Genomic DNA, 26,083 nt, shown 5'->3' with positions numbered 1-26,083 from the left:
TCATAGTTCAAAATGGATCTCGATCTGAAGATAGCCACCCAGATTCAAAACTTTTTTCAGTACGATCTGATTTATATCCCTCTAGCAATGGAGGGTAAAATTTTGCGGGTGGAAGTGCAAATCCCTACGATAGAACCATTAAATTGGTTGGCACAACAAAAGTCAGATATTAAAACCTATTGGTCCGATCGGCGGGGTCATTTTACAATGGCTGGAGTGGGTACATTAGATGCAATCGCTGGCGATCTACCAATTAACTATGCTAATATTTTTGGGCAGTTAAGACAAAATTTATCGTCCCTATTCCCCAAAGTTAGATACTATGGTGGGATTGGGTTTAGTCAAGATCGACCGATCGATGCAACTTGGAAACTATTTGGTAATTATCGGTTTGTCGTACCGAGATTTGAAATCTGGACAGATGGAACTAATACTTTTTTTGCTTGTAATTTTAGATACAAATTTTCAGCAGATTTGCAGTCAGAGGAATTAGATTCGACCCAAGCTAAAATCCGTAAACGAGAATTGGATCTAATTTTGGATGAGTTAACTAAACTCGATTTTACGCAAATAGAAATTGACTCCGTTCTACCACCACCGTTAGATTTTGCCCTACCAAAACTTTGCGAACGAGTAGACAAACCAGATCGGATTGATTGGCAACGAAACATTGACAAAGCACTAGCAGCCTTTACCGAACGGCAGCTCGATAAAATTGTCCTAGCTCGGCAATCGATTTTAACATTTACTAGCAATCTACAGCCACAATCATTGTTGCGATCGCTAAAACCTAATAACTTTCATAGTTATCATTTCTGTTTCCAGATCGATCCCACCACCGCATTTATTGGGACTTCGCCAGAACGACTCTATTACCGTCAAGATCGCTTATTAAAAACTGAAGCGATTGCGGGAACTCGTCAGCGGGGCGACTCAGACAGGCTCGATCGAGAATTAAGCTATCTGTTACGCAATTCACCCAAAGATATTCATGAGCATCAATTAGTAGTTAATAACCTTCAAGGGATCTTATCCGAACTCTGTCATTCAGTCACAGTCGATCGAGAATTAACTATTCTCAAACTCAATAAAGTACAACATTTATATACCCAATGCCAGGGTACTTTAAAGTCCGATTTGACTGATGCCGATATCTTGCCTAAACTTCATCCCACACCCGCTGTTGGTGGTGCTCCAAGAACTCCAGCCTTAAAACTGATTCAAGAACTAGAACCCTTTGAACGGGGCTGGTATGCGGCTCCTGTTGGCTGGGTTGGCGATGATGATGCCGAATTTGCTGTTGCCATTCGATCGGGTTTAATCGATCGCGATCGGTTATTACTATTTGCAGGTGCTGGCATCGTTCGAGGCTCTCAATCCGAGGAAGAATGGACAGAAATCGAAAATAAAATCCGTCATTTTACTGACTTATTTACCGATGTTCCACCACCACAGATTGCCAATTTATCATTAACTGAGTAGAATAGATAGTCGCTAATCGATAATTATCAATTTTGGGTTTAAATCCTTTACTTTCAAGGAGAAAAATCGATAAATATTCCTTTATTTCAATCTTTTAATATTGAGTCAGGCGTAATTATTAATTATAATTGAATCCGTTCGATCGCGTATTGAGCGATGAGAATAGTTAATTTTGCACGTTCGACCTCAGATAATTCGTTCCAGTCCAAAGGTCTGACAACGTTATCGATATTGTCCACCCCAGGATTGCAACGCATGGCATAAGCATAAGGGCGAGCCATCACCAACAGATCTTCAGTTGCCCAATTTGATAATAAATCCTGAACTGATTGGACTAATTGGTCTACAGGTTCGAGACTGCTAGTTGCCAAATTACTGACATTAGCCGCAATTTTTGACAGCCACTGTTGAGGCACTCTAGCACCAAATTGTGCAGTTAGTGCGGCAAGTGGACTCTGTTCTAGCTCATAACTGGGCGCAGCTTCCCAGCACGATTGGATGCTGGCAAAGAAAGACTCAGACCTCTGCGCGATCTCATCATCCGACCAATCGTCTAAGCTAAAGTAACTGTCAGATTGTTCATAGTAGTCTGCTGTTGCTGGATCGCTGGGATTCCACGGATAGTTAGCTGTAGAGGATGCCAGGAGACAGTCCATCAATTCGGCTTCAGCTATCGATGAGTCATTGAGTGTGGAGAGGAATTGGAAAGACATGGCTATGCTCCTGGTGTGTGGGATGGGGTTTGGTAATTTAGTATATTAATTAATGTAAGCAACTTGATAACTTGTGGAACTTTTTAAGAGTGAAGTTTATCTAAAGGTTATTAAGCTCTGTCTTTAACTACATTCCAGCCGCTCCTAATTCCGTAAAAGTGGAAAATTTTTCATTCAGCAGCACTAATTTGAGATTGCGATCCAGGTGCTAAATTCAAAAATGGATGAGATCCAAGGGTCGGATTTCATCCATTAAATTTGCCTAGCAGTCTGCCCTTAAAAACCGAAAATCGCTTTCGTCGTTAGTCAGGCGTTACGCTCGCGCTGGTACGAACACACCCGACAGCGACAGTTTACATCATGCGGTGTTTTCTGCCATGCTTGCCAGATTTGAGCTTGGATTGCTGTTCTGGAGTCAGAATTGCGTTAAATTGCTCTTTGCTAGCTTGACGAATCGCTTTAATTTTAGCCTTCTGGTCAGCGGTTAAATTCATGCTCTTCCAGGTGTTCTCCATCTCTGGTCGTCGATCGCGCATAGTTTGGGATTTTTGACGTTGTTCTGGAGTTAGAATTGCTTCCATCTGAGCGCGTCCGGCGGCTTTGAGCTGCTCCATTTTAGCTTTTTGCTCTGAAGTAAGATTGAGTTTGTCCAGACGCGCCATGTATCCAGCTTTCTCACCACCCCGATCTTCTTTTAGTTGTGCTTGTTGTGTGGGAGTGAGAATTGCTTGAAATTGTTGTTGATTAGCTTGACGAATAGCTTTGAGTTTGAGTTTTTGGTCTGCGGTTAAGTTCATACTTTCACCAGCTTGGTGTCTAACCTGACGCTGGGTTTCGATCTGCTGGAATTTTTGACGTTGTTCGGTAGTGAGGATTCCCTCGATCTCCGTCCGTGCAGATTGTCGCAGTTGCTCCATTTTGGTTTTTTGTGCGGGAGTAAGATTGAGATTATCCATGCGTCCCATTCTGACATCAGCAATCTGTCCGCGATGGTGATGGGGTTCCGCCTGGACAACCATTGCTAGTGTTGGTATCGCGATGGAGATCGAGAGGAGCGGTAATAATTTAGCTAGTTTATTCACAATATTTGGGATTGGGGTAGTTTAGTTTGTTAGTTGTTTTCAAGGTCAAATTCTGTTTCTGGTGTCTCAATCTGGAGATCGAGGATCTTAATTTAGATTCGTGATATTTTTCAGGTAAGCTGTTGAGATTTATGGTGGATTTCCATATTGCAATCTTAGCTTTCTCGGCTCACATTCTACATCCTGCCAAAGTCACGACTAATTGCCGTCGATCTTATATCTATAGTCATGCACTCTATTTCCGCAAGCCATGACGAAAGTAACGACCTCAGCTAGTGTTGAATTTGGAATTGCTGGTGCCCAAAAATTGTGGCGATAATATATGCGTATTCGTGCAAGATGTGAGTATTTAGATCGGTCATTATGCTGATTTATGCGGCTATTCGTCAGCTAGTATGCTTATAAAACAGAGGAAATAGCGATCTATAGTACCATAAAGGTACCTAAGGGAAATTGGAATTGGTTAGACTAGGGGATTAAATATACTCACATCATCCAGGTTTTAGTCCGATGCTATTCAGTTCTTCTAAAGTGCAAGTCGATCGAAAATGTCCAAAATGCGGTAGTTTACATACTGCTCGTTCGCAGCGGATCGATCTAGACGATCGACTACTTTCGCTGATAAATATCTATCCCTATCGCTGCCAACAGCACACCTGCAAACAGCGATTTACCAGTTTCGGTCGAAATTAATCTGTGGACGATCGTCGAGAGCTTCTACAGTATGAGAATAGTGTTTAATGCTGAATTTTCGACTTTTTGGCTAAGGTTCCTGCACCGATTTTAAATTGGTGCTAGACATACGCAATCATAAAAGCTATATATCATACAATTAAATTCAAAATAGATCGATCGGCTGAAGTTCTTTGTTCATCAGGATAAATATCTGTCGGTCGATTTTGGTAACTTTGTAAATCGTCAATCCCAGATTCAAAAATATTGTTTACAAAGTGGCAAAAATTAAATCATTTAGCTGTTGATTTTTTACTTTAATTATGCTCTGTTCTCAATTGAACGTTGAAAACAAGCTATTTTGCTGAAGACTTTTAAGAATCTCAATCACTCTCTAATCTTAATAGTCGATCGACTATATCGACGGTAATTTCCAAACAAGCTCAGTAGAAAAACTACGCCACTTTGCTGAAATTTTGCAGAATATCCCGATCTCAATCCAAGCTTAGTGCAAGTTGCGCTACGATGAAATCAATGGCGCATAACTCGAAGCTCTGGAGCTTTTGTTTACTTGTTCGCGCTAGTTGGAAGTAACGTAAAAGCAAATTTTAACTGACTGTACAGATATAGATCGATCGTTTTTTTATACTAGATTCTCGATCGGCTCAAGCAAACAGAGAATCAAGTTAGACGAGTTATTTTGACAAGCTAATTATTGAAAACTCAGGGAGAAACTAAAATTATGAAAGTAAAAGAATTTGCAAGTACGCCAAATTTTGCTAAGGCTTCTTTTAGAACTAGCACTCTAGCACAATTACTTACTGCTGGTGGTCTAGCGATTGGTGTTGCGGCAAGTATTCCCGTTGCACCAGCTCAGGCTGTTGTCATCAACACTGGAGAGTTAGCCTTTAACGATGGGGCATTTAACTCTTCTGGAACTATATCAAGTAACAACCAATTTAACGTCAATTTTAATAACGGCGGTAATGCAGTTGTTACCACAGCTTCTGGAGATTTTGCTCCCTTAATCCCTGGTGTCAATCCTCCTGGCGTGTCTGTTCCCAAACCGATCAGTGGCAGTATCGGCACTTTCTTATTTTCTGGGGTAGGTCCAGGAACTAGTGTTGATTATAAGCTTTCAAATCCCCTAGGTCTGGATTTTAATTTTGGTGGCGCGATTGGAACTCTCAATATTGCCAAAGACTCCATCTTCAGAGGTTTCCCTATTACTGGTGGTAACGTAAATTTCAGTATTCTCAGTAGTATAGGTTCAACTTTCGTAAGTGGATCTGCATCGCCAGTAAATGTTATGGACTTTGATTTTAGCGTTAGTAACACCCCAAATCAGCTTGGTAGTTACGGTATCCGAGTTGCAGCAGCAGGAACTCCAGCAGTACCCGAACCTTTGACCATTATTGGCACGATCGTTGGTGGCGCAGCAGCTCTTCGGATGAGAAAGAAACTGTCGAATGTTACTAAAAATTAGACTTGTCGGTCTGATTTTTGGGGATTGTTAATGTTCTATAGCGATTCTAATTGAGAAGCGCGGGTTAGTAGAGGGCTGGGATGATGTACCGCTCCTACAGGTTAACGTTACTGCGAGGAACTCGACTAGGATTGCTATACCCAAAAACTTAGAGGTAACTTCTAGCACAGCTAGAAGTTACCTCTTTTGCCTTAAAAATTTATTTTTTCATACTAATACTAACCCTTCTACCCCGACTCCCTAACCCCTAACCCCCAATAAGGTAAGCTGTTGAATGACGATTCGCGACAGAAATTATGGCAACTATTAACGATAATTACTTAAAACTCAAAGCTGGCTACCTGTTTCCCGAAATCGCGCGGCGCGTCAATACCTTTGCTCAAGCTAATCCTGATGCACCGATTATTCGATTGGGAATTGGGGATGTCACGGAGCCATTACCGTTGGCTTGTCGGACTGCGATGACAAAAGCGATCGAGGATATGGGCGATCGCGAGTCATTTAAAGGTTATGGGCCAGAACAGGGTTATACTTGGTTGCGGGAAGCGATCGCGACTAATGATTTTCAAGCGCGGGGCTGCTCGATCGATGCCTCGGAAATATTCATCTCAGATGGTTCTAAATGCGATTGTGGCAACATTCTCGACATTTTTGGACATAATAACACGATCGCTGTTACCGACCCTGTATACCCTGTTTATGTCGATACCAATGTAATGACGGGTAATACTGGGGACGCTAACGATCTCGGCGAGTATAGTGGTTTGGTTTATCTTCCGATTACGGCTGATAATAATTTCACCGCCCAAATTCCTACCGAGAAAGTCGATCTGATTTATCTCTGTTTTCCCAATAATCCTACTGGCGCAACAGCAACAAAAGCACATCTGCAAGCTTGGGTAGATTATGCCAAGGCGAATGGCTCAATTATCTTTTTCGATGCGGCGTATGAAGCTTTTATCACAGATCCTAGTTTACCTCGATCGATCTACGAAATCGACGGGGCGCGGGATTGTGCGATCGAGTTTCGCTCTTTCTCTAAAAATGCTGGATTTACAGGTACCCGTTGTGCGCTGACAGTAGTTCCCAAAACTCTGACAGCTAAAGCCGCCGACGGTAGTGACGTAGAGCTATGGAAACTCTGGAATCGTCGTCAAGCTACTAAGTTTAATGGTGTTTCCTACATCATCCAACGCGGTGCGGAAGCGGTATATTCACCTGAAGGAAAAGCGCAAGTTAAAGAACTAATTGGCTTCTATATGGAGAATGCTAAAATCATTCGTCAAGAACTTACCGCAGTGGGTTTAGAGGTACATGGAGGAATTAATGCACCTTACGTTTGGGTGAAAACTCCTGATGGTTTATCCAGTTGGGATTTCTTCGATAAATTACTGACCAATTGTCATGTTGTCGGTACACCTGGTTCTGGTTTTGGTGCTGCGGGTGAAGGTTATTTCCGCATTTCGGCATTTAATAGTCGCGCAAATGTAGAAGAAGCAATGAAACGAATTACCACACAGTTTAAAGGTTAATAAATAACAGATCCCGACTTCTTCAAGAAGTCGGGATCTGTTATTACTATTTAACAGGTATTGCCTGTACATCAACAACCTGGCTGGCTGCATCCGCGCTCACTGGACTAGATCGAGTATTCTGAGATTGCAGCGTAAGTTTGGCAACTTGAGCAACTTCTGCAACTAATAGAGAAATAATCAGAGTATCATCAACTAATCCTGCCAAGGGGATAAAATCAGGAATCAGATCGATCGGGCTAACTAAATAAACAATAGAAGCAGCTACCACCCACCACCGATATTTAGGATTTTGTAATAAACCACGATACCAGTTGTGAAGCGATTGAATATTGAAGTTCATCGGTTGATTCCTGATTTGGTTTTGTCGATACATCTATCATCTCAAATTCCCCAGATTTGTACAGGTACGGTAAACCCATTTTTCGTGGTGGTTGTTACTACTTACATCCACCATTCACCATCTGTCCATCTACCCACTACACTAAATGTCTAATTTTTCACTGGGAAGGGAGTATCTGGATGCTGTTGGTCAAATTGATCGAGACAGATCCTAATCATGAGAGAATGAAAAGCTATATAGTTAAATTTCGGCAATCAAAAACATAGGTAATTTAAGCATATGCAAGTAGGCGACCGCGTTCGTGTTAGTACATCTGTAGTTATTTATCATCACCCTAAAAATCGCGGTCAAGCTGTCGATATTGTCAACCACGAGGGTACGATCGATAAAATTGCCACTGAATGGAAAGGTCGCCCCATTAGTGCCAATTTCCCCCTGGTGGTCAAGTTCGATAATGACAAGCTCCGGGCGCATATGCGGGCAGACGAGTTAGAAGCAATTTAATCTGGATCTTAGCTCTAAAATGTGCCTGAGACTCGAAGTCTCAGCTCAGATTGCCAAGTCCACGCTATTGTAGGGTGTGTTGTCCAGAAGGGTAACGCACCAGGATAAACGTTGCATAGTCCAAATTGTTTTTGGCAAAAGCGCAAGTTTTGCCCATGCAAAGTATCGCAGTAGCCAAGATCCTTAGGACGTTTTCTAATTAGTCCGCGTAGTCCGCGTAGTCCGCGTAGGCGGACTTTGCATTCCGAGCGGCGATTTCAATCGCTGTTTTGTCCTAATGACCTTGGCAGTTGCTATATATGTCAGAATTTATAGCGTGATCGAATAAGCTGTTTGTCATCTAAATTTTTTGATTGAATCCCTTACCACAAGGGTTATAGAGGACAAAAAGAGTGTTTTAAATGTTCGACAGCTTAGATATTTTCTATCTCAGTATTTATGCTGAAATTATATCGATCGACTCAATTTAATTTTAGCAGCAAAATATAATACACTAATCCTTGCTGCCTCGAATCGACGATGAAAACGCCCACCCGCTTATTTGCGCCCCTCGCTCTGACTAGCTTGCTCCTGGGTGCAAACGTCGCCCACGCCCAAACCTACCAGCCTTCTAACCGGATTCCGGTGGCTGACAAGACGCAAATCGGTACTCAAGTTTCGGGTGGTAATAACAACTTTAACATCACGGGTGGGTTGCAGCGGGGACAGACGTTATTTCATAGTTTCAGCGATTTCTCTGTACCGACGAGCGGACAGGCAAATTTCGCCAATCCAGTGGGAAATCGGGACATTATTACCCGCGTCACAGGTGGTTTATTTTCCGATATTAATGGGAGGATTGATACCAACAATGCGAATTTCTTTCTGATTAACCCTAATGGGGTGGTATTTGGACCGAATGCCCAGTTAAATGTCGGTAAAGCATTTGTCGGAAGTACGGCCAATAGTATCGATTTAGTCGATGGGAGTGGGAGAACGATTACGTTTGGGGCGAATGCGAATGGCGATGCACCGTTACTATCAGTCAATCCGAACGTGTTTTTTAATGTTTCCCGTTTAAATATGGGTGGGGGAACTGGCGCGATTAATAATTTTGGGACTTTGCAAACACCGAATAATAGTCAATACATCGGGTTAATCGGTGGGAATGTCACGCTCGATGGTAGTGCTGGTGGTGGGAAGATTATCGCCCCTGGGGGTAGGGTGGATATTGGGGGATTGAAAAGTGCGGGAACTGTTACTGTTGGTAATCGTGGGTTGGTATTTAGCAGTAATGGAGTAGGGCGCAGTAACGTGTTGCTAACTAATAGCGCGGGCATCACAGTTCGCGCGACAGGAACGCTCGACACCGTTAATACCTTTTTTAATAACGCCACCACCAACGGTAGCAGCATTAATATTAGTGCTAATAATCTCGACATCCTCAACTCAGGTGTAAAATTAAATGACCAACCTGCGGCTTTAGATGCAGGTTTGGGGCGAAATTCGGGAGTACAAACAGCAGCAACTGGAGGTATTAATATCGATGCATTCGGGAAATTCAATCTCAATAATTCGGATATTAAGAATACTATTCGGGTTGGATCTGAGGGAATGATTGGTGATATTAAAATTCAGGCTGGCGATCTGGACATTAAAAATAACTCAGCTATCTCATCATTAACGGCTGGAACGGGTAATGCTGGAAATATCGATATTAAAGTCAGTAAAGATCTCAATCTCACCAGTAGTAGCACTATTATCAGTGATAATGCATTAGAAACAGCACGAGGACACGCCGGAGATATTAATATCAAAGCTAATGGAGACATCAATATCTCTGGTTATAATTCAACAGCAACTAATCTTACTTCATCGGGAATTAGTAGCGATACTCAAGGACAGGGTGATGCAGGGAAAATTACCATTGATACTCAGGGGAAATTAGCTCTTTTTAATAAAGGGGCAATTGTGAGTAGAATCTTTACCACAGCAGTAGGCAATAGTAACGGTATTGAGATCTCCGCACGGGAATTGCAACTAGCTAATAATAGTTATATTTCGAGTAGAACATCCCAGACTAATCGAGTCGAGGGCAAAGGTAATGCAGGAGATATCAATATTAAAACTACTGGAGATATTAATGTCTCGGGATACGATTCATCGTTAACTAACCCTACCCTGTCATATATCAGTAGTGATACTAGCGGATATGGAAATACAGGCAAAGTTACTATTAATACTCAGGGTAAGTTATCTATTGTAAATTATGGAAATATTAGTAGCAACCTCTCTGATACTGCCGTAGGGAATAGTAAAGGTATTGATGTTGTAGCGCGAGAACTAACGCTATCAAATAATAGTGTGATTGGCACTGGCTCTCTACCAAAGGCTCAAGGGAATGCTGGTGATATTAATATTGAAACTACTGGTAATATTAATATCTCTGGCTCCGAATCAGCCTCAGCTAGTCCGACCTTCTCAAATATATCATCGATCGAGAGCAGTACTAATGGACAGGGTAATGCGGGTAAAATTACGATCGATTCACAAGGTAAGTTGTCTCTCATTAACAGAGGCAATATTCTTAGCACAGTCGGTCAGACAGCAGTAGGAAATGGTAAAAGTATCAATATCGCAGCACGGGAATTGGAACTAGCCAATGGTAGTTCTATTCTTACTGTTACAGTTCAGACAAAACCAGTCGATGGCAAAGGTAATGCGGGTGATATTAATATTAAAACTACTGGAGACATTAATGTTTCTGGATACGATTCATCATTACTTAATCCCATCACATCGAATCTGTCGCAAATTAATAGCAGTACTACTGGATTTGGTGATTCAGGAAAAATAACTATTGATACTCAGGGTAAATTGGCTATTTTCAATAAAGGAAACATTGCTAGTGGAGTTTTCAACACCGCACTAGGTAATAGTAAAGGTATTAGTATCAATTCAAGGGAATTAGAATTAGCTAATAATAGTTATATTTCTACTAATACATTCCAAACTGCTCTAGTAAATGGCAAAGGTAATGCCGGAGATATTAATATTAAAACCACTGGCAATATTAAGCTAACTGGATACGATCCAGCTTCAACTAATCCAAATCTAGCAAACAAGTCAAATTCCGCACAAATCTCTAGTAGTACTTATGGAGGTGGTGATGCAGGGAAAATTAGCATTGACACTCAGGGGAAGTTATCTCTAGTTAATGAAGGGGTGATTTCTAGTGCGATAGTTAAAACTGCGGTTGGTAATAGTCAGGGTATTAAAATTAATGCGCGAGAATTGGAACTATTTGATAGCAACATTTTTACCGCCACATTCCAATCTGCTGCCATAACTGGAAAAGGTAATGCCGGAGACATCAATATTAAAACGACTGGAGATACTCGAGCAGAAAAATCCTCAATTAATAGTAGTTCTGCTGGTAATGGTGACACGGGTAAAATCACCATCAATACTCAAGGTAAGCTTTCTTTTGTTAATGCAGGATTGGTTTCTAGTGATATTTCTAAACAGGCGATCGGAAATGGCCAAGGTATTTCGATCGCTGCACGAGAAATGGAATTAAATAATGGCAGTTTTATTACCAGCTCTACAGACCAAATTACGCCAGTAAATGGTAAGGGAAATGCTGGAGATATCGATCTAAAAATCAAACAAACAATATCCTTCAATAACCTGGCAGGGGTAAGTACCAGAAGCACAGGATCGGGAGAAGCTGGCAACGTTTCAATTGATGCCTCACGAGTTTCACTTTCTAATACCGCGTTCATTATCTCTGATGCAACTTCTGTCAGCGGTGCTAATGTTACCTTAGCGATTAGCGATTTACTATTGATGAAAAGTGGGGGTTTAATCGCAACTAATTCTGGTAGCACCCAGAAAAATGGTAATGGTGGCGATATTACGATTAGCAGTCCCCTGATTATCGCGACTCCCGGCGACAACGATATCACCGCCAATGCTAACGGAGGTAATGGTGGGAATATCAATATTACCAGTCAAGGCTTATTTGGTATCCAGTATCGCCCCAAAGCACAAGACTCCCTCTTCACTAATGATATTACCGCCAGCTCCACCTTCGGACAAAATGGCAGTGTGAATATTAGCACCCCAGGTACAGATCCAGGGCGAGATAAAGGCGAACTTACTGCTGTGCCTGACGATGCGAGTAAAAAAATCTCCCAAGCCTGTGGCGAGAGTCAACGGGCGAATAAATTCTACATTATCGGTAAGGGCGGACATCCACAAAATGCCGAAGATCCGCTGACTAGTGAGGTGGTTTGGCACGATCCTCGTGGGGTGAAAACGCAGCCTGTAACTAGTCAAACCACTCGAAAATTAGCACCTGCGGTGGGTTGGGTATTCGACGGGAAGGGGAAGGTGACGTTGATATCTGCTCAGACGGAGGGCGCACCGATAGGAACGAAGGTTGTATGTCCGCAGGAGGGGAAATAGGACTGTTAGGACGTTTGTGAGGCGAGAAGTAGGGGATCTGATATGTCCCATACTTCGCGCGGGCATAATCTGAGGTTAGGTTTTAGGGGAAAGGCTACCAAGCTCCCGCTCATTTAGCGTGTTTTCTATCTAGCAACTGATAAAACCAGCTTTCTACTAAATTTCCCCAAGCTGATTGGGAGAAGACTGTTTCGGCGGCATGACGACAATCGGCTCGATCGATCTCATCTAGTCGATCGATCGCCGCAATTAAGCCCTCTACACTGTCTGGTTCGACCAGAAACCCCGTTTTACCATCGGTGATGATTTCAGCAGGCCCGCCGCGCCGATAAGCGATGATTGGGACACCACAAGCGAGGGCTTCAATTGCCACATTTCCGAAGGCTTCGACCCAGCGGGGAGTCATCAACATGCCTCTACAGGTACGAAGGGATTGTTGTAACTCATGGGTGGGCAGAAAGCCGAGATATTCGATCGGGGCGTGAGGATAATCTCGTTGAATTTTGTCCCAGTAGAGTGGATCTTGGATTTTACCCATGATTTTGAGCTTGATTCCCGTCCGATCGGCGGCGGCTACAGCATCTTCGAGAGCCTTTTCGGGAGAAATCCTCCCCAGCCAAGCTAGCGAGTCTTCTGGAGTCTCACAGTAGTCATAAACAGCCGGATCGACACCGTTACCACCAACGACGCAACACAAATCGGCAAAGCTAAATGTTTCAGCCTGGGTGCGGGTACAAACACCAATTGTCCCAGGAAAATCGATCGCGACTCGGTTAATTGCCAGATCGATCGCGGCTATTTGCGAACCCATACTCACAAAATGGGCGATCGGTCGATCGAAAAACGGAGTTAGATAGAATGGTAGCCAATCGAAGGCAGTATTAAAAATGATGTCATAATGGTGCTCGATCGATCTGGCTTTTGCCCACATATTCGCCAGCACCGGATCTCCAGGCATCACAATGGATGCAGCCTGTTCCTGGGTTTGGGCAGTAAGTTGAAGTTCTCCTGGGATTTGAATAATTGATAAATCCCCTAATTCAGAACCTGTAGGGGCGATAATGTCGATCGCATGTCCGCGAGATCGCAGTTCTCGGGCGAGATTGGCGATCGTTAGTTCGACACCACCTCCCAAGCCAGAACCTAATGCACCGACTGGAGTTGACAGAATGAGAATTTTGAGTTTGGGAGGAGCAGATCGGCTATTCAAGCAAGATGAAAGTAAGGATTGAAGTCTCTTGATTTTAGCAAATAACCCAGGTTGAAAGTGGATGGTGAAGAGGAAAAGAGCTGCTTATTTCCCACACCCCAGCAGTTAGTTCACAGGCTTAACTTGTCACTAATAAACTGCAAAACTCACATTTCGCACTGGGAAATCCCCTCCTCAATAGTCCGTGTAGGCGGACTTTGCGTCACTAGCTGCGACTTCAGTCGCGTGGCTCAACCGAACCGTATTGATATTTTCCTGCGCTAGACTTGAAGCCCATCACCCAGATGCTCAAATCTGGACTACCTGCATTTGTTCCCGTCATGTTCGTCGATTTGGCGGACGATCGAAAGTCATCTGATTACCAGTATCGTCCGCAATCTCGAACCAACGATTGTGACTTAAAAACGGAAGCCAGCACCGAGCGTAAAGCTAGTGTTACCGCCGCCATTAAAAGGAATCGCTAACGAACCTAGTAACGCCAAGCTACTGTTGACGTTCAAATCTGCACCAATTTGGGCAAAACCATTAGTTGTCGTAGTTTCGTTGACTGTCTGGAGATCTATCCCCACACCGATAAACGGTGTAATTGGGAAAGCTGCTTGAGGCAGATCCCAGTCATAAGTAAGACTACCACCGAATTCTGTGCCATTGGATGGAAACGAAATAAATGGGCGGAGGGAGACATTTTTCGACAGACCAAATTTACTATCGATGCCAAACACGCTTGAGCCACCGCCGAAAGTTACGGAGGGCGCGATATAGTTGTTACCAAGACCGCCAGCCAGAGCTGCTTGCGGAGTTTGGGAAATTGTGGTCACAATCCAAGTTAGCAGAATTGCGGGTAGGAATAAAAACTTTTTCATTGTAGGATAATGGTTATTTAAGGTATAAAATCAGACGATTGATATAAAAGTCTAGACGATCGATACCCGAACTAAGTTCCCTCTAAACATTACATTCTGAAGTTTTTAGCACTGCTAGCTCAGTATAATGACCCAAAATATCACTTCCGAAGTTCGCCAAATTATCGAGCGGGTGCTCCAATTAGAAAAAGATCGGCTCGATCGCAAGAAGAATTCACCAATTAATGATGATATCCTCAAAATCATCAAAGAAATTGTCATATGAAATTGACCACGATTCGTCTATGCAACTTCCGTCAATTTTACGGTGAAACTCCCGAAATCCACCTCGCCACTGATAATTATCGCAACACCACCATCATTCACGGGAATAATGGTGCAGGTAAAACTACGATTCTTAATGCTTTTACCTGGGTACTCTACGAAAAATTCACCGCCGCTTTTGCTGAATCTCAGCAGCTAGTCAATAAACGCGCTATCGCTGAAGCCGATGTGGGTACGGCTGTCGATAGTTGGGTGGAAGTTGCATGGGAACACGATGGGAAGCGTTATCGCGCTAAACGGATGTGTCGCGCCTATAAGCAGCAAACTGGCGTTAACCTCGTCAACAATGAGTTACTCTACTTATATATTGGTGATGCTGATGGTAAATGGCTACATCCTCAACAACCGCCGGATGAAATCATCGGCAGAATTTTACCAGCTAGTCTACATCAATATTTCTTCTTCGATGGCGAACGGATCGAGCAAATTGTCCGTCAGGATAAACGATTGGAAATTGCGGAAGCTACGAAAATCCTGTTGGGAGTGGAAGTATTAAATCGATCGATTAAACATTTGGGTGAAGCGAAAAGGACGCTGGAAACCGAACTCGCTCAAATTGGCGATACGACGACGAAGGATTTACTCAAGTCTCAACAACAATGTCAACAAGAGATCGATCTAATCCAGGAACGCGAAGCTGAAATAGTCCGAGAAATAGCTAGTTTTAAACAGATCGAACAAGAAATAAACCATTACCTGCTAGAACTTACAGCCGCCAAAGCTACCCAATTAAAAAGGCAAGAACTCGAACGCACTAAAGCCATCCACCAAACGCAACTTCGTCAAGCGCAGACAGCGATTAAACAATTAATTTCGACTCAAGCGCACACCGTTTTACTCACAGATCTGACTCAAGACTTCCAAAAAATTGTCGCCGATTTACGCGATCGAGGCGAATTAAATCAAGGAATCTCGCGTGAATTTCTCAGCCATCTACTGCACGACCAAAATTGTCTTTGTGGCACGGAACTCAAGCCAAAGACTTCTGCCTATCTCCAAGTTCAAACTTGGCTATCGCGCGCGAGTATTGCGGTAATTGAAGAGACAACTATGCGACTGATTACCCAAGTCGAAGACCTTCAAACTAAAGGTGGCGAATTTTGGAAGTCGATCGATCTACATCAGCAAATTGTCACTACAGCTAGAGCGGAAATTAGTCAGATCGAAATCCAAATCGACAATCTCGAATTACAACTCCGTCAAGATACCAATATTGAGATTGCTAATCTCCAAAAACGGCTTGACGATATTGAAATTAAAGTCCGCGATCTCACCCTCACCCAAGGTCAAAACAAACAACAGATCGTCCATCTCGAAGGACAAATTCAATCACTAGCGAAACAAATTACCAAACAACAAACTAACCAAGATCGTCAAAAGTTAGCCCATCGTCGTCTCCAAGCTGCCCAGTTGGCAATTGACGAATTAAACACCATCCGCCACCAACAAGAACAACAATTTCGTCTAGACCTCGAACAGCGCGTCCAACAGATTTTTCAAACAATTTCTGTCACTCCATATCTACCCAAAATTACCGAAAAGTACGAACTAATCTTAGTCGAAAATACTAGAGATCTCGAAACAACCGTTGCTGCATCTACAGGCGAAAATCAGATTCTCAGTCTCTCATTTATCGGTGGCATCATCGATCGAGTCCGCTCCTGGAGCGAGCAAAAACTGCTCGCAGTACCAGAGAGCAATACCTTTCCGATCGTCATGGATTCGCCATTTGGCAGTCTCGATCGGATCTCCCGTCGTCAAATTGCTCAAATTTTACCTCAACTGGCAAATCAACTGGTCGTACTAGTTACTAAAACTCAATGGCGCGATGAAGTCGAAACTGAAATGCAGCCAAAAATAGGCAGACAATATCTTTTGACTTACTATACGTCTAAATCAGACTGTCCTGAAGACTATCTAGAAATTAACAATCGTCATTATCCGCTAATTAAGTGCAGTCCGAACGACTTTGACTATACCGAAATTATTGAAATCAGTGAATAGTGGATAGCAAATAGTGGCTCTATGAACGATCGAAAAATATTAGACTTACTAGCAGAAGGCGTGGATTTAGAAATGGATTTTAATATCCATATTTTCGATACACTGGGATCGACTAACAACAAATTATCCCAACTAATTGCTGAAGAAAATGCACCACCAGGAACGATTATCATTGCCAAAATGCAAACAGATGGGCGGGGACAGCGGGGCAAAAAATGGGATTCAGACACAGGTGGGTTATATTTATCACTTGCTATATCTCCAGATCTACTAGCGAGAAACATTCATCAGTTGACGCTTGGGATTGTCTGGGGAATCGCGCATCAATTGAGACAAAAAGGGCTGCCAGTATCAATTAAATGGCCTAACGATTTAATCTTAGCCGATCGAAAACTGGGGGGGATTTTAACTCAAACCCGCATTTCTCAAGGTAGAATTCAACATGCGATCGTGGGAGTTGGGATTAATTATACAAATACGGTAGAAGGTCTGGCAATAAATTTAGCCCCCAGCAATGATTATCAGCCAAATTACCGAAATTTTTCCATCGAAATGTTAACAAGCTGTACCATTAGGGGAATTATAAGCGGGTACAAACGTTGCACTCCAGCAACGATCGACAGTTTACTGTTGGACTATCTGGAACTACTCAACGCTCGTGGACGCTCAGTACTAGTGAATGGTCAGTTAGGAACTGTGTTAGGCATCTCACCGCAAGGAGAACTACACATTGGTTTTACAACTGCCACAGAGATAACGGAAACTTATCTTACACCAGGTACATTCACATTGGGCTACGAGAGTTTGTGACTTTGGACATATGCGAAATTAATCGATTTTGCTATGCTGAAGCGGATGAATAGTTCTGAACAAAGACTGCATTAGATTAACAATAATATATGAGCAGCAAGGCAGAAAAAACATTTCATCATTCACATCAGCAGCCTCGGTTAAGTATCTTCTTCCGAAATCCTCTGCTGTTAAAGATTGTCGCTTGGCTTAGTAGCCTCAGCTTTCTTGGTACTACTGGCGTTGTTTGGGCAGATATCAAACCAATTTCTACGTCCAAAACTGAAGCACCGGAACTCATTCAAGCCTCAGCATCGGCCGTCGAACAAAAAGATCGGGAAACATATGGTCCTTACCTTCCCATCGCTCAGGAGCAGCCTTCCATTCGAGTGGCTCCAGACCAACTTCCCAATCGGGAAGTACCACTGGCTGTCGCCGCTGCCTCAGCGGTGATTCTGCCGACAGGCACGATCGTCCGTCCACAGCATACCGATTTATCGACTGCTGACAACTATACTGTAAGTGTAAATGAATCGACTTCCGGTCGCGAAGTCGCTGAAGAATTCATCAATATTCCCGTTCCAGCTCCTTTGAGTAGCATCATTCCTGGGCGGAATAGGGAAATAGTCACAATAACTAAAAGCCAGATCCAGCCTAGCTACACTAAGACACAGACAGCGATCGGTCAATCTGTCCCTGCGACTAGTATCCAGCGTCAAGAGTCAGCGAATAGTTATCGATCGGTACCAGCCGTTCCTACTTTACCGACTGCTGCATCACCATCGATCGGTAGGTCTAGATCTAGTATCTCAGCTTCTGTCGCGATCGATCCTAACGTACTGAAGGGCACTCAGGGTTCCACGTTCACCCCTCAATATGTACCTTTGGCTGGTCTCAAACGTACTGTTGTTGCGCCGATGAAGCCTCAAATAGCAGCGAGAGCATCCGAAGTCAAACCTGTTGCCAGACTACCCCAGCTCACTGCTAACAAAGTAGTCCCCATCGTACCTGCAATTCCCAGTGTTCGGCCTGGAGCAGTAGCGGCATCACAATCAAAACCCATTGCCTTTGTGAACATTGGGGAAAATGAGTCTAACGCCGAATTAATCTACCCACTCAGTAGTCCCGCTCCCACAACTTCTAGCTTTGGTTGGCGGACACACCCCATTACAGGCAATCGTCGCTTCCATTCTGGGGTAGATATCGGTGCACCAATGGGCGCACCTGTTGTCGCTGCTGGATCTGGGACAATTATATCTTCCGGTTGGCTCGGTGGTTATGGTAAAGCAATTGTGATTCAACACAACGGTGTCCAGCAGACTCTTTACGGTCACCTTTCTGAAGTTTTCGTCCAACCAGGTCAACGCATCGAACAAGGTACTGTAATTGGACGAGTAGGCAGCACAGGCAACTCTACTGGCCCTCACCTCCATTTCGAGTCGCGGATGGCGACCTCTGATGGTTGGGTTGCGGTCGATCCTGGTGACGATATCAAGTACGCGCTGGATAATCTCCGTCGATCGGCACCATTTGCTCAGAGAGATTTACCACCTGGTTACAATTAGATAATTTCAGAAAAATCCTAAAGTTAACTAAAGTTACTTATCCTGCTAGCCATCGCGATCGGGATATTTTTTTGTAATTGTTTCAGGGTGACGGTTAGCAAGTTCCACCGCTATTTCCGCAGCATGTACTCGCATCACATTCTGAAAAACTTGGTGCAGGCGACTCGCTCGTCATTTTGTCCCATTAGACTGACGATGGGGACATGAATACCCTGTTCACGCAGTTTTTGAAGTAATTCGATCCCATTCCCATCTGGCAATTGATAGTCTATAGTCTATGCTGGTGACGGCATTTCAGACATCGACCAATAGCGGTTTAAGATATCGATCGTTTCGACAAAACTGCTAAAGGTAATCGGTTTGATGATATATCCAGCGACATTATATTGATAAGCAGTAGCTAGATCTCTATCCTGCCTGGATGTCGTCAAGACAACTACAGATAAATTACACAAAGTGGGATCTGCACGTAATTCCTTAAGAAATTCTAGTCCGCCCATTTTAGGCATATTTAAGTCGAGCAGAATTAATAACTTGTTGTTGTTATTTTGGGGAATTTGGTTATTGGTACGGAGCATTGTGAGAGCTTCGATTCCATTAGCTGCCCGATAGAGAGTGGCAGTCGCGTTGTTTTTTTTCAGAGCGCGTTGGACGTTCATTACATCGACTTCATCATCTTCGACGAGGAGAATATTGAGGTGCTGAGTGGTTGTCATTACAGGATATCGGGTAGCTATCATCATGGATTATTACCTAATATAGTAATTTACGGTGCCATTTGGGCGGTATTCCTCTATTGTAAGGCTTTGACAAAATTCTTCATCTACCAAAAGGAAGGTTTAGAGTCCGAAGACTCATATCTTAAATTAGCACATACAAACTAACAAGAATAGACTCAAAACTTTCTACATCTTTTGTTGATATTCCCCTTTCTCAAAAGCATGATTCTCTTTCAGAGATGCTCCGCGAACGTAGCTATATCCATGACGTTAAAAAAAGACGAGCCAAGCATCTACGCCGCGCACTATGTCCCAAGAAGTCAATATATATATCGACCAAGAAATACCAAAACTAGTGAAAAGTTTAGTGAGATCAGACAAGCATTAACGATAGTGCAATCTATACCCGTGCAAAGTATCGCAACAGAATCTGAACCAAAGCTACACATACCAATAAATTTCGCTAGTTTACTACGACTGGAGCGGGCATCATACCCTGCATAAATAACATTGCCTTCTCCACCAACTCTGCCCCCGCTTTTTCCGGAGATCCAGTATCAAATGGCGGAGCGGGATTGTACTCGATTAATAGTTGCGTAATTTTGGCAATTTCTTCGCCATAGAGGATGCTGGCAAGCGTCAGCCCAAAATCGATACCTGCTGTCACGCCACCACCTGTAATCCGATTGCGATCGATTACTACCCGCTCGGTGCCAACTTGCACACCCAATGCAGCAAGTTGGGGGCGTGCTGCCCAATGCGTAGCTGCTCGATAACCTTTTAGCAGTCCTGCCTTCGCTAGAAACTGCGATCCGCCGCAGACAGAAGTGATAAATTTAGCGGTGCTGCCTTGGTTGCGTAAAAATGCCAATAAATCTGGATCGTCTTCTACTACCGCCTGTCCGATCCCGCCACCGATACAAATAATATCCAGGCGTGGGCAATTATCAAAGGTAGTATCGGGTAGCACCATCATGCCATCGTCAGTTTTAACTAGATCTAGCGTTTTCCAGATGCGATGAATCTGGACACCAGGTAAACCGCTAAAAACCTGCTGTGGCCCGATAATGTCCAATGATGTCATGCCAGGATAAAATACTAAACCAATGATGTGCTGTTGTGAATCAATCATAAATCAATCTCTTAGTGGTGATAGTAACAAAGTTGATAATGTCTATACTAGAAGTGGAAATCGATCGCGCATAGTCCTCGATCGGGTACTCTTTTTGACACCATGGTTGCTTCCTTACAGCCTTTATTCGCGGCGATCGATTCTCTTTCAGAGAGGCATTGCCACCGAGTCGAGTCAGAACGAGATTTAAAAACGGATGTCATCCCAAAAGTTGGCGAGTATTTCGCGGCTAAACGATCGGGTATTTTTTTCTTTGACCAAATACCCTTACTAGATCGCAATCTTCAAAGAATACTAAAAGTTGCCCTATCGATTGAGCTTAACCCCATTGCCCGTTATCTAACAGAGCGTCATGCACCCGTACATGAAGGATTGGTGACATCCCCCAAAATTTGGAGCCTAATCTGCCCTCGTCCTGACCATTGGCATGTGATGGCTGGCCCAATTGTCGTTCGCGGTCAACTGGTAGGTGCGCTGGGTTGCACTCGCGATCGATCGATGCCTGCTTTCGATGCCCAAAATCTAGCCGATTTGAGTGGGATCTGTTTGCACTTATCTATCTGGGCAGTGACAACGAGATCGTCACCCCAATCTTTCAAAAACAAGCTATTAACAGCGCGTGAATTGCAAATTGTCGAACTAGTTGCTTTAGGGCGCACGAATTCCGAAATTGGCACTGAGCTGTGGATTACAGAAAATTCCGTTAAACAGGCTTTGAAGCGAATGTTTCGGAAGCTTGAAGTTTCCTCTCGTGCCGAAATGGTTGCACGGCTTTCTTCTTGTTAGCTATTTGGATTAAATAGACTGACCGCCAAAAACTTCAACTCGCTCGTAAAACTAGGCTTTTTTCATGCTACTTTTCCTGAGTGCAGAATGTGAGCTTTAGGATTGCTGTAGATGGAGAATTCGACCTAACAATTTTTAATAACTAACATTTACTAAGGCTAAATCCCGTCGTTAATTTTTGCTTGTGTTCGCTTAAATTCAAATTAGCAGATCGAAAAACCCCACATCCACCGGATCGATAATCTCGACCCTACTTGTTAGATCGCCGAAAGGCTAATGTCTTCTATCTAAAGAGGTATATTTTGATAATAACTGACTGAAAATAAGTCAGTTATGCTGCCAGGTTTGAAATAATAGCTGATAATTAGATCGACTTTTATACTTTAGATAGATGGAAACAGATAAGGTTTAGTTCTATATTAAATGTATTAGAAAACTCTAGTTCGGTTAAATCGATATTTTCGGTTAAACATCCGATCTGTTCCCTGACTAAATGACTAGTACTGAGCGGCTTAAATAGAGTTACCATTTTTTATGTTCTACTCCTCTCTCCCAGATCTCAGATCCCCCTTTCCCCTTTGCCAAATAGTACATAGATTTACGCCGCTCAGTACTAGATAAACCTCTTGACTAAAATCTAAAAATGAAGGATAACATCATGAAAATTAAACTAATGCTCGTTGCAGTACTGGGTATCGCTACTCTATTCACAGTTCAACCAGTGCAAGCACAAACAAAACCCAACCAGATCGCGCCCTCTGTTTCTTTTGGTGGTAGTACGGCAGTCTTTGGAGTGGATTCTAGATTTCCAGTCGCCCCAAATATCTCGATTCGCCCTACAATCCGTTTTCCTAGCGGTGGGATTGTACTGGGTACATCTGCTACCTACGACTTCGATATGTATGGTAGCAATGTTGGACTAGAACCTTACGCTGGTGCTGGTTTCAATGTTTATACTGGCGACAATAGTAATAATGGAGCCAACGTGACTGGCTACGTTATCGGCGGTGCAGACTACTCTCTCAACGACCAATTTGCACTTAAAGGTAGTGTAGCAATCCCCTTCAAAAGTGAATATTCTACCGATATTACATTTGGTGTTGGCTACAAATTCTAGCACCATCTCACCATCAAATAGTTCATCGCCACCTCAACTGCCGGATACTCCCACCAGACTACTTGCGGTCGGCTGTGAAAGCGTCACTTATTCACGATACTTGGCACGGGCATAACTTGCGCTTCTCGGGTAGAGAGTAAAGGGTAGGTAAGAGTTTTACGAAGCTCTCAGATTGTGACCGTGCCAAGTATATTTACTCAACACTAGTAACTGCATTCTGATGTAAGAGGTAGGCAGTTTAAGCTGTCGATGAACTATTTTTTCGATCGTTTCTGGAATCTCTGAAAATGGCATTGTAGCTGGGAATAGACGAAAACTTGTTTTGATGCTGCCCTTGCATCTATTTCATTTCGGGCAGTTGGCATTAGGTAGTCGCGACTCACACTCAAGTCCACTACCCATTATCGCTAACTTTTATGTCTCATCCTGCTCAGTCGATCTATCGATCGATAGTTTATACCAGTCTCGTCATCTTACTCGGCAGTCTCACCGCCTGTGATTCTGGCGTGAATAAGTCATCTGCGCCGACTGGTGTGCCCAACCAAACAGCTAGCAAACCAGCTTCTAGTGCGGCTAATTCGGAAATAGGGAAACTAGAAGGTCTCACTGGTAGCACTATGGATTCTTCAACACCTCCAGAACCAGAAGCTAAACGTGCATCGCAACCAGAAGAACCAGCTACTAACGAAAGCTACAAATCGATCGCGGATAATCAATTTTACACTGCCGATCGACAACCACTCTCGACTTTCTCGATCGATGTAGATCCAGCTAGTTATAGTAATGTCCGGCGATTTATTAATGATGGACAATTGCCGCCCAAAGATGCCGTGCGAATCGAGGAAATGGTAAACTATTTCCCCTATGATTATCCTCAGCCAACAGGAGATAAACCATTTTCGATCAATACTGAAATCGCCAGCGCACCGTGGAATCCGCAGCACAAACTCGTGCAGATTGGATTGCAAGGTAAAAAGATTAGCATGGAGAAATTACCGCCGAATAATTTAGTCTTCTTGTTGGATGTTTCTGGTTCGATGAACGAGCCGAATAAATTACCTCTACTCAAAGCTTCGCTCAAATTATTGGTTAATGAACTGCGCCCGATCGATCGAGTCGCAGTCGTCGTTTATGCTGGTAGTGCTGGCTTAGTGTTAACATCTACGCCTGGAAATCAAAAAGATAAAATTATCGCTGCTCTAGATAAATTAGAGGCTGGTGGTTCTACTGCTGGTGGGGAAGGGATAATTCAAGCCTATAAGGTGGCGCGAGAAAACTTGCTCAAAGACGGTAATAATCGGGTAATTCTGGCAACAGATGGCGATTTTAATGTTGGTGTGAGCAGCGATGATGGTTTAGTCAAGCTGATCGAAAAAGAACGCAAGGGCAATGTATTTCTCACTGTACTCGGTTTGGGAATGGGAAATCTCAAAGATGCCAAAATGGAACAGTTAGCCAATAAAGGGAATGGTAACTATGCCTATATCGATAATCTGATGGAAGCCAAAAAGGTATTGGTGAAAGAATTTGGCTCGACTTTGTTGACGATCGCTAAAGATGTCAAAATCCAAGTTGAATTCAATCCCAAGCTAGTCCAAGCATATCGTCTGATTGGCTATGAAAATCGCGTTCTAGCTAATCAAGATTTCAAAGATGATAAAAAAGATGCTGGCGAACTTGGAGCCGGACACGCAGTTACAGCCCTATATGAGGTGATTCCAACAGGGGTGAAAACCGATCTTAAATTTGCCATACCTACAGCTCAAACTGCAGCAGATAAAGAAACTCAAATTGCCGCGAATAGCAATGAGCTGATGCAAGTTCGATTGCGGTATAAAGCTCCAAAATCCGACACGTCTCAACTCTTAACTGGGAAAGTCGATCGCTCGATCGCCAAACCGATTAATACTGCTTCTAACAATCTCAAGTTTGCGGCGGCTGTTGCTGCTTATGGGATGAATTTACGCAATTCACCTTATAAGGGTAGTAGCAATTTTGGCAGTATTTTAGAGTTGGCAAGTCAAGCTAAGGGTGCAGATTTGGATGGATATCGAGCGGAGTTTATTCGTTTGGTTGAAAAGAGTAAGAAGCTTACTAAATCTTAGAGATCTTCACTCTTAAACTATTACTGCTAGATACCCGACTTCTTCAAGCAGTCGGGTATCTGTGCTAGCCAAATCAAATCAAATCGGATTGCGATATGAATAATCATAACCAAAATTTACCAGACTTATCGCCCCAAGGCTACCAGATCGATCGAGTGTTAGGGCAAAATATTCATGGTGGTAGAGTTACCTATTTAGCTCAAGATCTAAATCGCGACAAATTTGTCGTTATCAAACAATTTCAGTTTGCCAGTCTTGGTAATACCTGGGGAGATTATGATGCATATAGTCATTCCAAATAAGAATGAGACATTAAGCAATGCAGTAATCTCGAATAATCTCATCTATAGAAGTACCTGGCTTGGCGTACATTCTCGATTTTTTAACTGCACCAAAGTCATGCTCGATATCATTTAGATCGGGCGAGTATCTTGGTAGAAATAAAACTTGGTGCCCTGCTGCTTCTACCAATTCTCTAATTCTATTCTTTCGGTGAATTGGTGCATTGTCCATAATTAATACTGATACTGTTGTCAAACTAGGAATTAAAAATAAATTTAGCCATCCTTCAAACCCTGTTGCATCTAGGCTACCTGTAAATATCATTGGGGCGATAAATTCTTTCTTCTTCTTTCTTCTTCCTGCTACTAGATTCTCTCTCTTCCCTCGTTTTCCTTGTTTCTCTCCATAGACCTTTTTCCCTCGTTTTGACCACGCGTACACACACTCTACATTTTCCTCAAAGCCTGACTCGTCAATAAATACAAGACTTTCACTTCCATGCTTTTTTATTAATTCTCTTAGCTTTCTGTAGTACTCAATTCTTTCCTCTTTACTCCTTTCTCTATATCTTAGATCTTTTTTTTTCGCGTTATCTTCATCTCTTTGACTGCATACCAGATTGCATTCGTTCTTACTCCAAAAATCCTGGCTCTATCTGCTAGCTTCATTTCTGGGTTATGCTCGATATCTTTTCTTACTGCTTCCCAGTCTAGCTTTCTTTTTCTTCTAGTGACTTTTGTTGCTTCCAGCTCTTCTCGACCCAGCCATCGATAAATCGTTGCTCTACTGACTTGATAATTTTTTACTGCCTTTGATACGCTTCCTCCTTGCTCTACAAACTCTACTACTCTCTTTCTTAAATCTAAACTGTAAGACATTTCGATGCGACCTGATCTATAATTTTGCTTTCTATTTTATCTCTTT

The 26,083-nt window shown here is 43.0% G+C and carries 22 protein-coding genes and 1 pseudogene; 14 read left to right on the top strand and 9 right to left on the bottom strand.

Features of this window, described 5'->3' with window-relative positions:
• Nucleotides 1-12: 12 nt before the first annotated feature.
• Nucleotides 13-1,482: an isochorismate synthase gene (locus RMO55_RS10160; protein ID WP_310426242.1), complete on the top strand. Its 1,470-nt coding sequence runs from the start codon at nucleotides 13-15 to the stop codon at nucleotides 1,480-1,482.
• A 122-nt stretch (nucleotides 1,483-1,604) separates the two neighbouring features.
• Here RMO55_RS10160 and RMO55_RS10155 read toward each other — a convergent pair whose 3' ends face one another.
• The gene (locus RMO55_RS10155; protein WP_310426241.1) at nucleotides 1,605-2,195 is read right to left on the bottom strand and encodes a hypothetical protein; all 591 of its coding nucleotides are present in this window, start codon (nucleotides 2,193-2,195) and stop codon (nucleotides 1,605-1,607) included.
• A 353-nt stretch (nucleotides 2,196-2,548) separates the two neighbouring features.
• On the bottom strand, nucleotides 2,549-3,277 hold the full coding sequence (locus RMO55_RS10150; protein ID WP_310426239.1) for a Spy/CpxP family protein refolding chaperone: 729 nt from the start codon (nucleotides 3,275-3,277) through the stop codon (nucleotides 2,549-2,551).
• Nucleotides 3,278-3,787: 510 nt separating this feature from the next.
• Here RMO55_RS10150 and RMO55_RS10145 point away from each other — a divergent pair.
• The 3 genes from RMO55_RS10145 to RMO55_RS10135 all read left to right on the top strand — a co-directional run bounded on the left by RMO55_RS10145 (nucleotide 3,788) and on the right by RMO55_RS10135 (nucleotide 6,967).
• Nucleotides 3,788-3,970: a hypothetical protein gene (locus RMO55_RS10145; RefSeq protein WP_310426237.1), complete on the top strand. Its 183-nt coding sequence runs from the start codon at nucleotides 3,788-3,790 to the stop codon at nucleotides 3,968-3,970.
• Between the two features lie 721 nt (nucleotides 3,971-4,691).
• Nucleotides 4,692-5,435 carry a PEP-CTERM sorting domain-containing protein gene (locus tag RMO55_RS10140; protein WP_310426235.1) on the top strand — a complete coding sequence of 248 codons (744 nt, stop codon included), beginning with the start codon at nucleotides 4,692-4,694 and terminating at the stop codon, nucleotides 5,433-5,435.
• A gap of 296 nt (nucleotides 5,436-5,731) precedes the next feature.
• Nucleotides 5,732-6,967: an LL-diaminopimelate aminotransferase gene (locus tag RMO55_RS10135; RefSeq protein ID WP_310426234.1), complete on the top strand. Its 1,236-nt coding sequence runs from the start codon at nucleotides 5,732-5,734 to the stop codon at nucleotides 6,965-6,967.
• Nucleotides 6,968-7,013: 46 nt separating this feature from the next.
• Here RMO55_RS10135 and RMO55_RS10130 read toward each other — a convergent pair whose 3' ends face one another.
• A complete protein-coding gene (locus RMO55_RS10130; RefSeq protein ID WP_310426233.1) occupies nucleotides 7,014-7,310 on the bottom strand; it encodes a YkvA family protein in 297 nt (98 codons plus the stop codon).
• 279 nt (nucleotides 7,311-7,589) lie between these two features.
• Here RMO55_RS10130 and RMO55_RS10125 point away from each other — a divergent pair, with 279 nt between their 5' ends.
• Together RMO55_RS10125 and RMO55_RS10120 are read left to right on the top strand one after the other, a co-directional pair.
• On the top strand, nucleotides 7,590-7,814 hold the full coding sequence (locus RMO55_RS10125; protein ID WP_310426231.1) for a ferredoxin-thioredoxin reductase variable chain: 225 nt from the start codon (nucleotides 7,590-7,592) through the stop codon (nucleotides 7,812-7,814).
• 519 nt (nucleotides 7,815-8,333) lie between these two features.
• Nucleotides 8,334-12,263 carry a filamentous hemagglutinin N-terminal domain-containing protein gene (locus tag RMO55_RS10120; protein WP_310426229.1) on the top strand — a complete coding sequence of 1,310 codons (3,930 nt, stop codon included), beginning with the start codon at nucleotides 8,334-8,336 and terminating at the stop codon, nucleotides 12,261-12,263.
• A 109-nt stretch (nucleotides 12,264-12,372) separates the two neighbouring features.
• Here RMO55_RS10120 and RMO55_RS10115 read toward each other — a convergent pair whose 3' ends face one another.
• Nucleotides 12,373-13,473: a glycosyltransferase family 4 protein gene (locus tag RMO55_RS10115; protein WP_310426227.1), complete on the bottom strand. Its 1,101-nt coding sequence runs from the start codon at nucleotides 13,471-13,473 to the stop codon at nucleotides 12,373-12,375.
• A 398-nt stretch (nucleotides 13,474-13,871) separates the two neighbouring features.
• The gene (locus RMO55_RS10110) at nucleotides 13,872-14,336 is read right to left on the bottom strand and encodes a hypothetical protein (RefSeq protein WP_310426225.1); all 465 of its coding nucleotides are present in this window, start codon (nucleotides 14,334-14,336) and stop codon (nucleotides 13,872-13,874) included.
• A gap of 127 nt (nucleotides 14,337-14,463) precedes the next feature.
• Here RMO55_RS10110 and RMO55_RS10105 point away from each other — a divergent pair, with 127 nt between their 5' ends.
• From RMO55_RS10105 to RMO55_RS10090, 4 genes are all read left to right on the top strand, one after another.
• Nucleotides 14,464-14,601 carry a hypothetical protein gene (locus tag RMO55_RS10105; RefSeq protein WP_310426224.1) on the top strand — a complete coding sequence of 46 codons (138 nt, stop codon included), beginning with the start codon at nucleotides 14,464-14,466 and terminating at the stop codon, nucleotides 14,599-14,601.
• Nucleotides 14,598-16,664, top strand: a complete 2,067-nt coding sequence (locus tag RMO55_RS10100; RefSeq protein ID WP_310426222.1) for an AAA family ATPase — start codon at nucleotides 14,598-14,600, stop codon at nucleotides 16,662-16,664. The genes RMO55_RS10105 and RMO55_RS10100 overlap by 4 nt, the downstream gene beginning before the upstream one ends.
• 21 nt (nucleotides 16,665-16,685) lie before the next feature.
• The gene (locus RMO55_RS10095; protein ID WP_310426221.1) at nucleotides 16,686-17,474 is read left to right on the top strand and encodes a biotin--[acetyl-CoA-carboxylase] ligase; all 789 of its coding nucleotides are present in this window, start codon (nucleotides 16,686-16,688) and stop codon (nucleotides 17,472-17,474) included.
• An 89-nt stretch (nucleotides 17,475-17,563) separates the two neighbouring features.
• Nucleotides 17,564-19,018: a peptidoglycan DD-metalloendopeptidase family protein gene (locus tag RMO55_RS10090; RefSeq protein WP_310426219.1), complete on the top strand. Its 1,455-nt coding sequence runs from the start codon at nucleotides 17,564-17,566 to the stop codon at nucleotides 19,016-19,018.
• 275 nt (nucleotides 19,019-19,293) lie between these two features.
• Here the strand turns inward: RMO55_RS10090 and RMO55_RS10085 are convergent, their stop codons facing one another.
• Entirely contained in the window at nucleotides 19,294-19,734 is a 441-nt protein-coding gene (locus tag RMO55_RS10085; protein ID WP_310426218.1) for a response regulator, read from the bottom strand.
• 466 nt (nucleotides 19,735-20,200) lie between these two features.
• Entirely contained in the window at nucleotides 20,201-20,869 is a 669-nt protein-coding gene (locus tag RMO55_RS10080; RefSeq protein WP_310426216.1) for a DJ-1/PfpI family protein, read from the bottom strand.
• Between the two features lie 102 nt (nucleotides 20,870-20,971).
• On the opposite strand from RMO55_RS10080, the gene RMO55_RS10075 reads away from it, so the two are divergent.
• Together RMO55_RS10075 and RMO55_RS10070 are read left to right on the top strand one after the other, a co-directional pair.
• Nucleotides 20,972-21,655, top strand: a complete 684-nt coding sequence (locus RMO55_RS10075) for a LuxR C-terminal-related transcriptional regulator (protein WP_310426214.1) — start codon at nucleotides 20,972-20,974, stop codon at nucleotides 21,653-21,655.
• A gap of 658 nt (nucleotides 21,656-22,313) precedes the next feature.
• Nucleotides 22,314-22,772: a hypothetical protein gene (locus RMO55_RS10070; RefSeq protein ID WP_310426213.1), complete on the top strand. Its 459-nt coding sequence runs from the start codon at nucleotides 22,314-22,316 to the stop codon at nucleotides 22,770-22,772.
• Between the two features lie 156 nt (nucleotides 22,773-22,928).
• On the opposite strand, the gene RMO55_RS10065 is transcribed toward RMO55_RS10070, so the two are convergent.
• Entirely contained in the window at nucleotides 22,929-23,066 is a 138-nt protein-coding gene (locus tag RMO55_RS10065; protein ID WP_310426211.1) for a hypothetical protein, read from the bottom strand.
• Nucleotides 23,067-23,188: 122 nt separating this feature from the next.
• Here RMO55_RS10065 and RMO55_RS10060 point away from each other — a divergent pair, with 122 nt between their 5' ends.
• Together RMO55_RS10060 and RMO55_RS10055 are read left to right on the top strand one after the other, a co-directional pair.
• Nucleotides 23,189-24,877, top strand: a complete 1,689-nt coding sequence (locus RMO55_RS10060) for a VWA domain-containing protein (RefSeq protein WP_310426210.1) — start codon at nucleotides 23,189-23,191, stop codon at nucleotides 24,875-24,877.
• Between the two features lie 95 nt (nucleotides 24,878-24,972).
• Nucleotides 24,973-25,179: a hypothetical protein gene (locus RMO55_RS10055; protein WP_310426209.1), complete on the top strand. Its 207-nt coding sequence runs from the start codon at nucleotides 24,973-24,975 to the stop codon at nucleotides 25,177-25,179.
• 10 nt (nucleotides 25,180-25,189) lie between these two features.
• Here RMO55_RS10055 and RMO55_RS10050 read toward each other — a convergent pair.
• Nucleotides 25,190-26,037, bottom strand: a pseudogene (locus RMO55_RS10050) (IS630 family transposase).
• Nucleotides 26,038-26,083 lie beyond the last annotated feature (46 nt).

Source organism: Chamaesiphon sp. VAR_48_metabat_135_sub (genome assembly GCF_031418915.1).
Lineage (GTDB): Bacteria > Cyanobacteriota > Cyanobacteriia > Cyanobacteriales > Chamaesiphonaceae > Chamaesiphon.
Note: the sequence above shows the minus strand (reverse complement) of the source record. Positions and strands in the feature narration are given on the sequence as shown.

What these genes read in the sequence shown, in the direction of transcription:
- RMO55_RS10160 (WP_310426242.1), top strand. Translation starts at nt 13, where the DNA reads ATGGATCTCGATCTGAAGATAGCCACCCAGATTCAAAACTTTTTTCAG.
- RMO55_RS10155 (WP_310426241.1), bottom strand. Translation starts at nt 2,195, where the DNA reads ATGTCTTTCCAATTCCTCTCCACACTCAATGACTCATCGATAGCTGAA.
- RMO55_RS10145 (WP_310426237.1), top strand. Translation starts at nt 3,788, where the DNA reads ATGCTATTCAGTTCTTCTAAAGTGCAAGTCGATCGAAAATGTCCAAAA.
- RMO55_RS10140 (WP_310426235.1), top strand. Translation starts at nt 4,692, where the DNA reads ATGAAAGTAAAAGAATTTGCAAGTACGCCAAATTTTGCTAAGGCTTCT.
- RMO55_RS10135 (WP_310426234.1), top strand. Translation starts at nt 5,732, where the DNA reads ATGGCAACTATTAACGATAATTACTTAAAACTCAAAGCTGGCTACCTG.
- RMO55_RS10130 (WP_310426233.1), bottom strand. Translation starts at nt 7,310, where the DNA reads ATGAACTTCAATATTCAATCGCTTCACAACTGGTATCGTGGTTTATTA.
- RMO55_RS10125 (WP_310426231.1), top strand. Translation starts at nt 7,590, where the DNA reads ATGCAAGTAGGCGACCGCGTTCGTGTTAGTACATCTGTAGTTATTTAT.
- RMO55_RS10120 (WP_310426229.1), top strand. Translation starts at nt 8,334, where the DNA reads ATGAAAACGCCCACCCGCTTATTTGCGCCCCTCGCTCTGACTAGCTTG.
- RMO55_RS10110 (WP_310426225.1), bottom strand. Translation starts at nt 14,336, where the DNA reads ATGAAAAAGTTTTTATTCCTACCCGCAATTCTGCTAACTTGGATTGTG.
- RMO55_RS10105 (WP_310426224.1), top strand. Translation starts at nt 14,464, where the DNA reads ATGACCCAAAATATCACTTCCGAAGTTCGCCAAATTATCGAGCGGGTG.
- RMO55_RS10100 (WP_310426222.1), top strand. Translation starts at nt 14,598, where the DNA reads ATGAAATTGACCACGATTCGTCTATGCAACTTCCGTCAATTTTACGGT.
- RMO55_RS10095 (WP_310426221.1), top strand. Translation starts at nt 16,686, where the DNA reads ATGAACGATCGAAAAATATTAGACTTACTAGCAGAAGGCGTGGATTTA.
- RMO55_RS10090 (WP_310426219.1), top strand. Translation starts at nt 17,564, where the DNA reads ATGAGCAGCAAGGCAGAAAAAACATTTCATCATTCACATCAGCAGCCT.
- RMO55_RS10085 (WP_310426218.1), bottom strand. Translation starts at nt 19,734, where the DNA reads ATGACAACCACTCAGCACCTCAATATTCTCCTCGTCGAAGATGATGAA.
- RMO55_RS10080 (WP_310426216.1), bottom strand. Translation starts at nt 20,869, where the DNA reads ATGATTGATTCACAACAGCACATCATTGGTTTAGTATTTTATCCTGGC.
- RMO55_RS10075 (WP_310426214.1), top strand. Translation starts at nt 20,972, where the DNA reads ATGGTTGCTTCCTTACAGCCTTTATTCGCGGCGATCGATTCTCTTTCA.
- RMO55_RS10070 (WP_310426213.1), top strand. Translation starts at nt 22,314, where the DNA reads ATGAAAATTAAACTAATGCTCGTTGCAGTACTGGGTATCGCTACTCTA.
- RMO55_RS10065 (WP_310426211.1), bottom strand. Translation starts at nt 23,066, where the DNA reads ATGCCATTTTCAGAGATTCCAGAAACGATCGAAAAAATAGTTCATCGA.
- RMO55_RS10060 (WP_310426210.1), top strand. Translation starts at nt 23,189, where the DNA reads ATGTCTCATCCTGCTCAGTCGATCTATCGATCGATAGTTTATACCAGT.
- RMO55_RS10055 (WP_310426209.1), top strand. Translation starts at nt 24,973, where the DNA reads ATGAATAATCATAACCAAAATTTACCAGACTTATCGCCCCAAGGCTAC.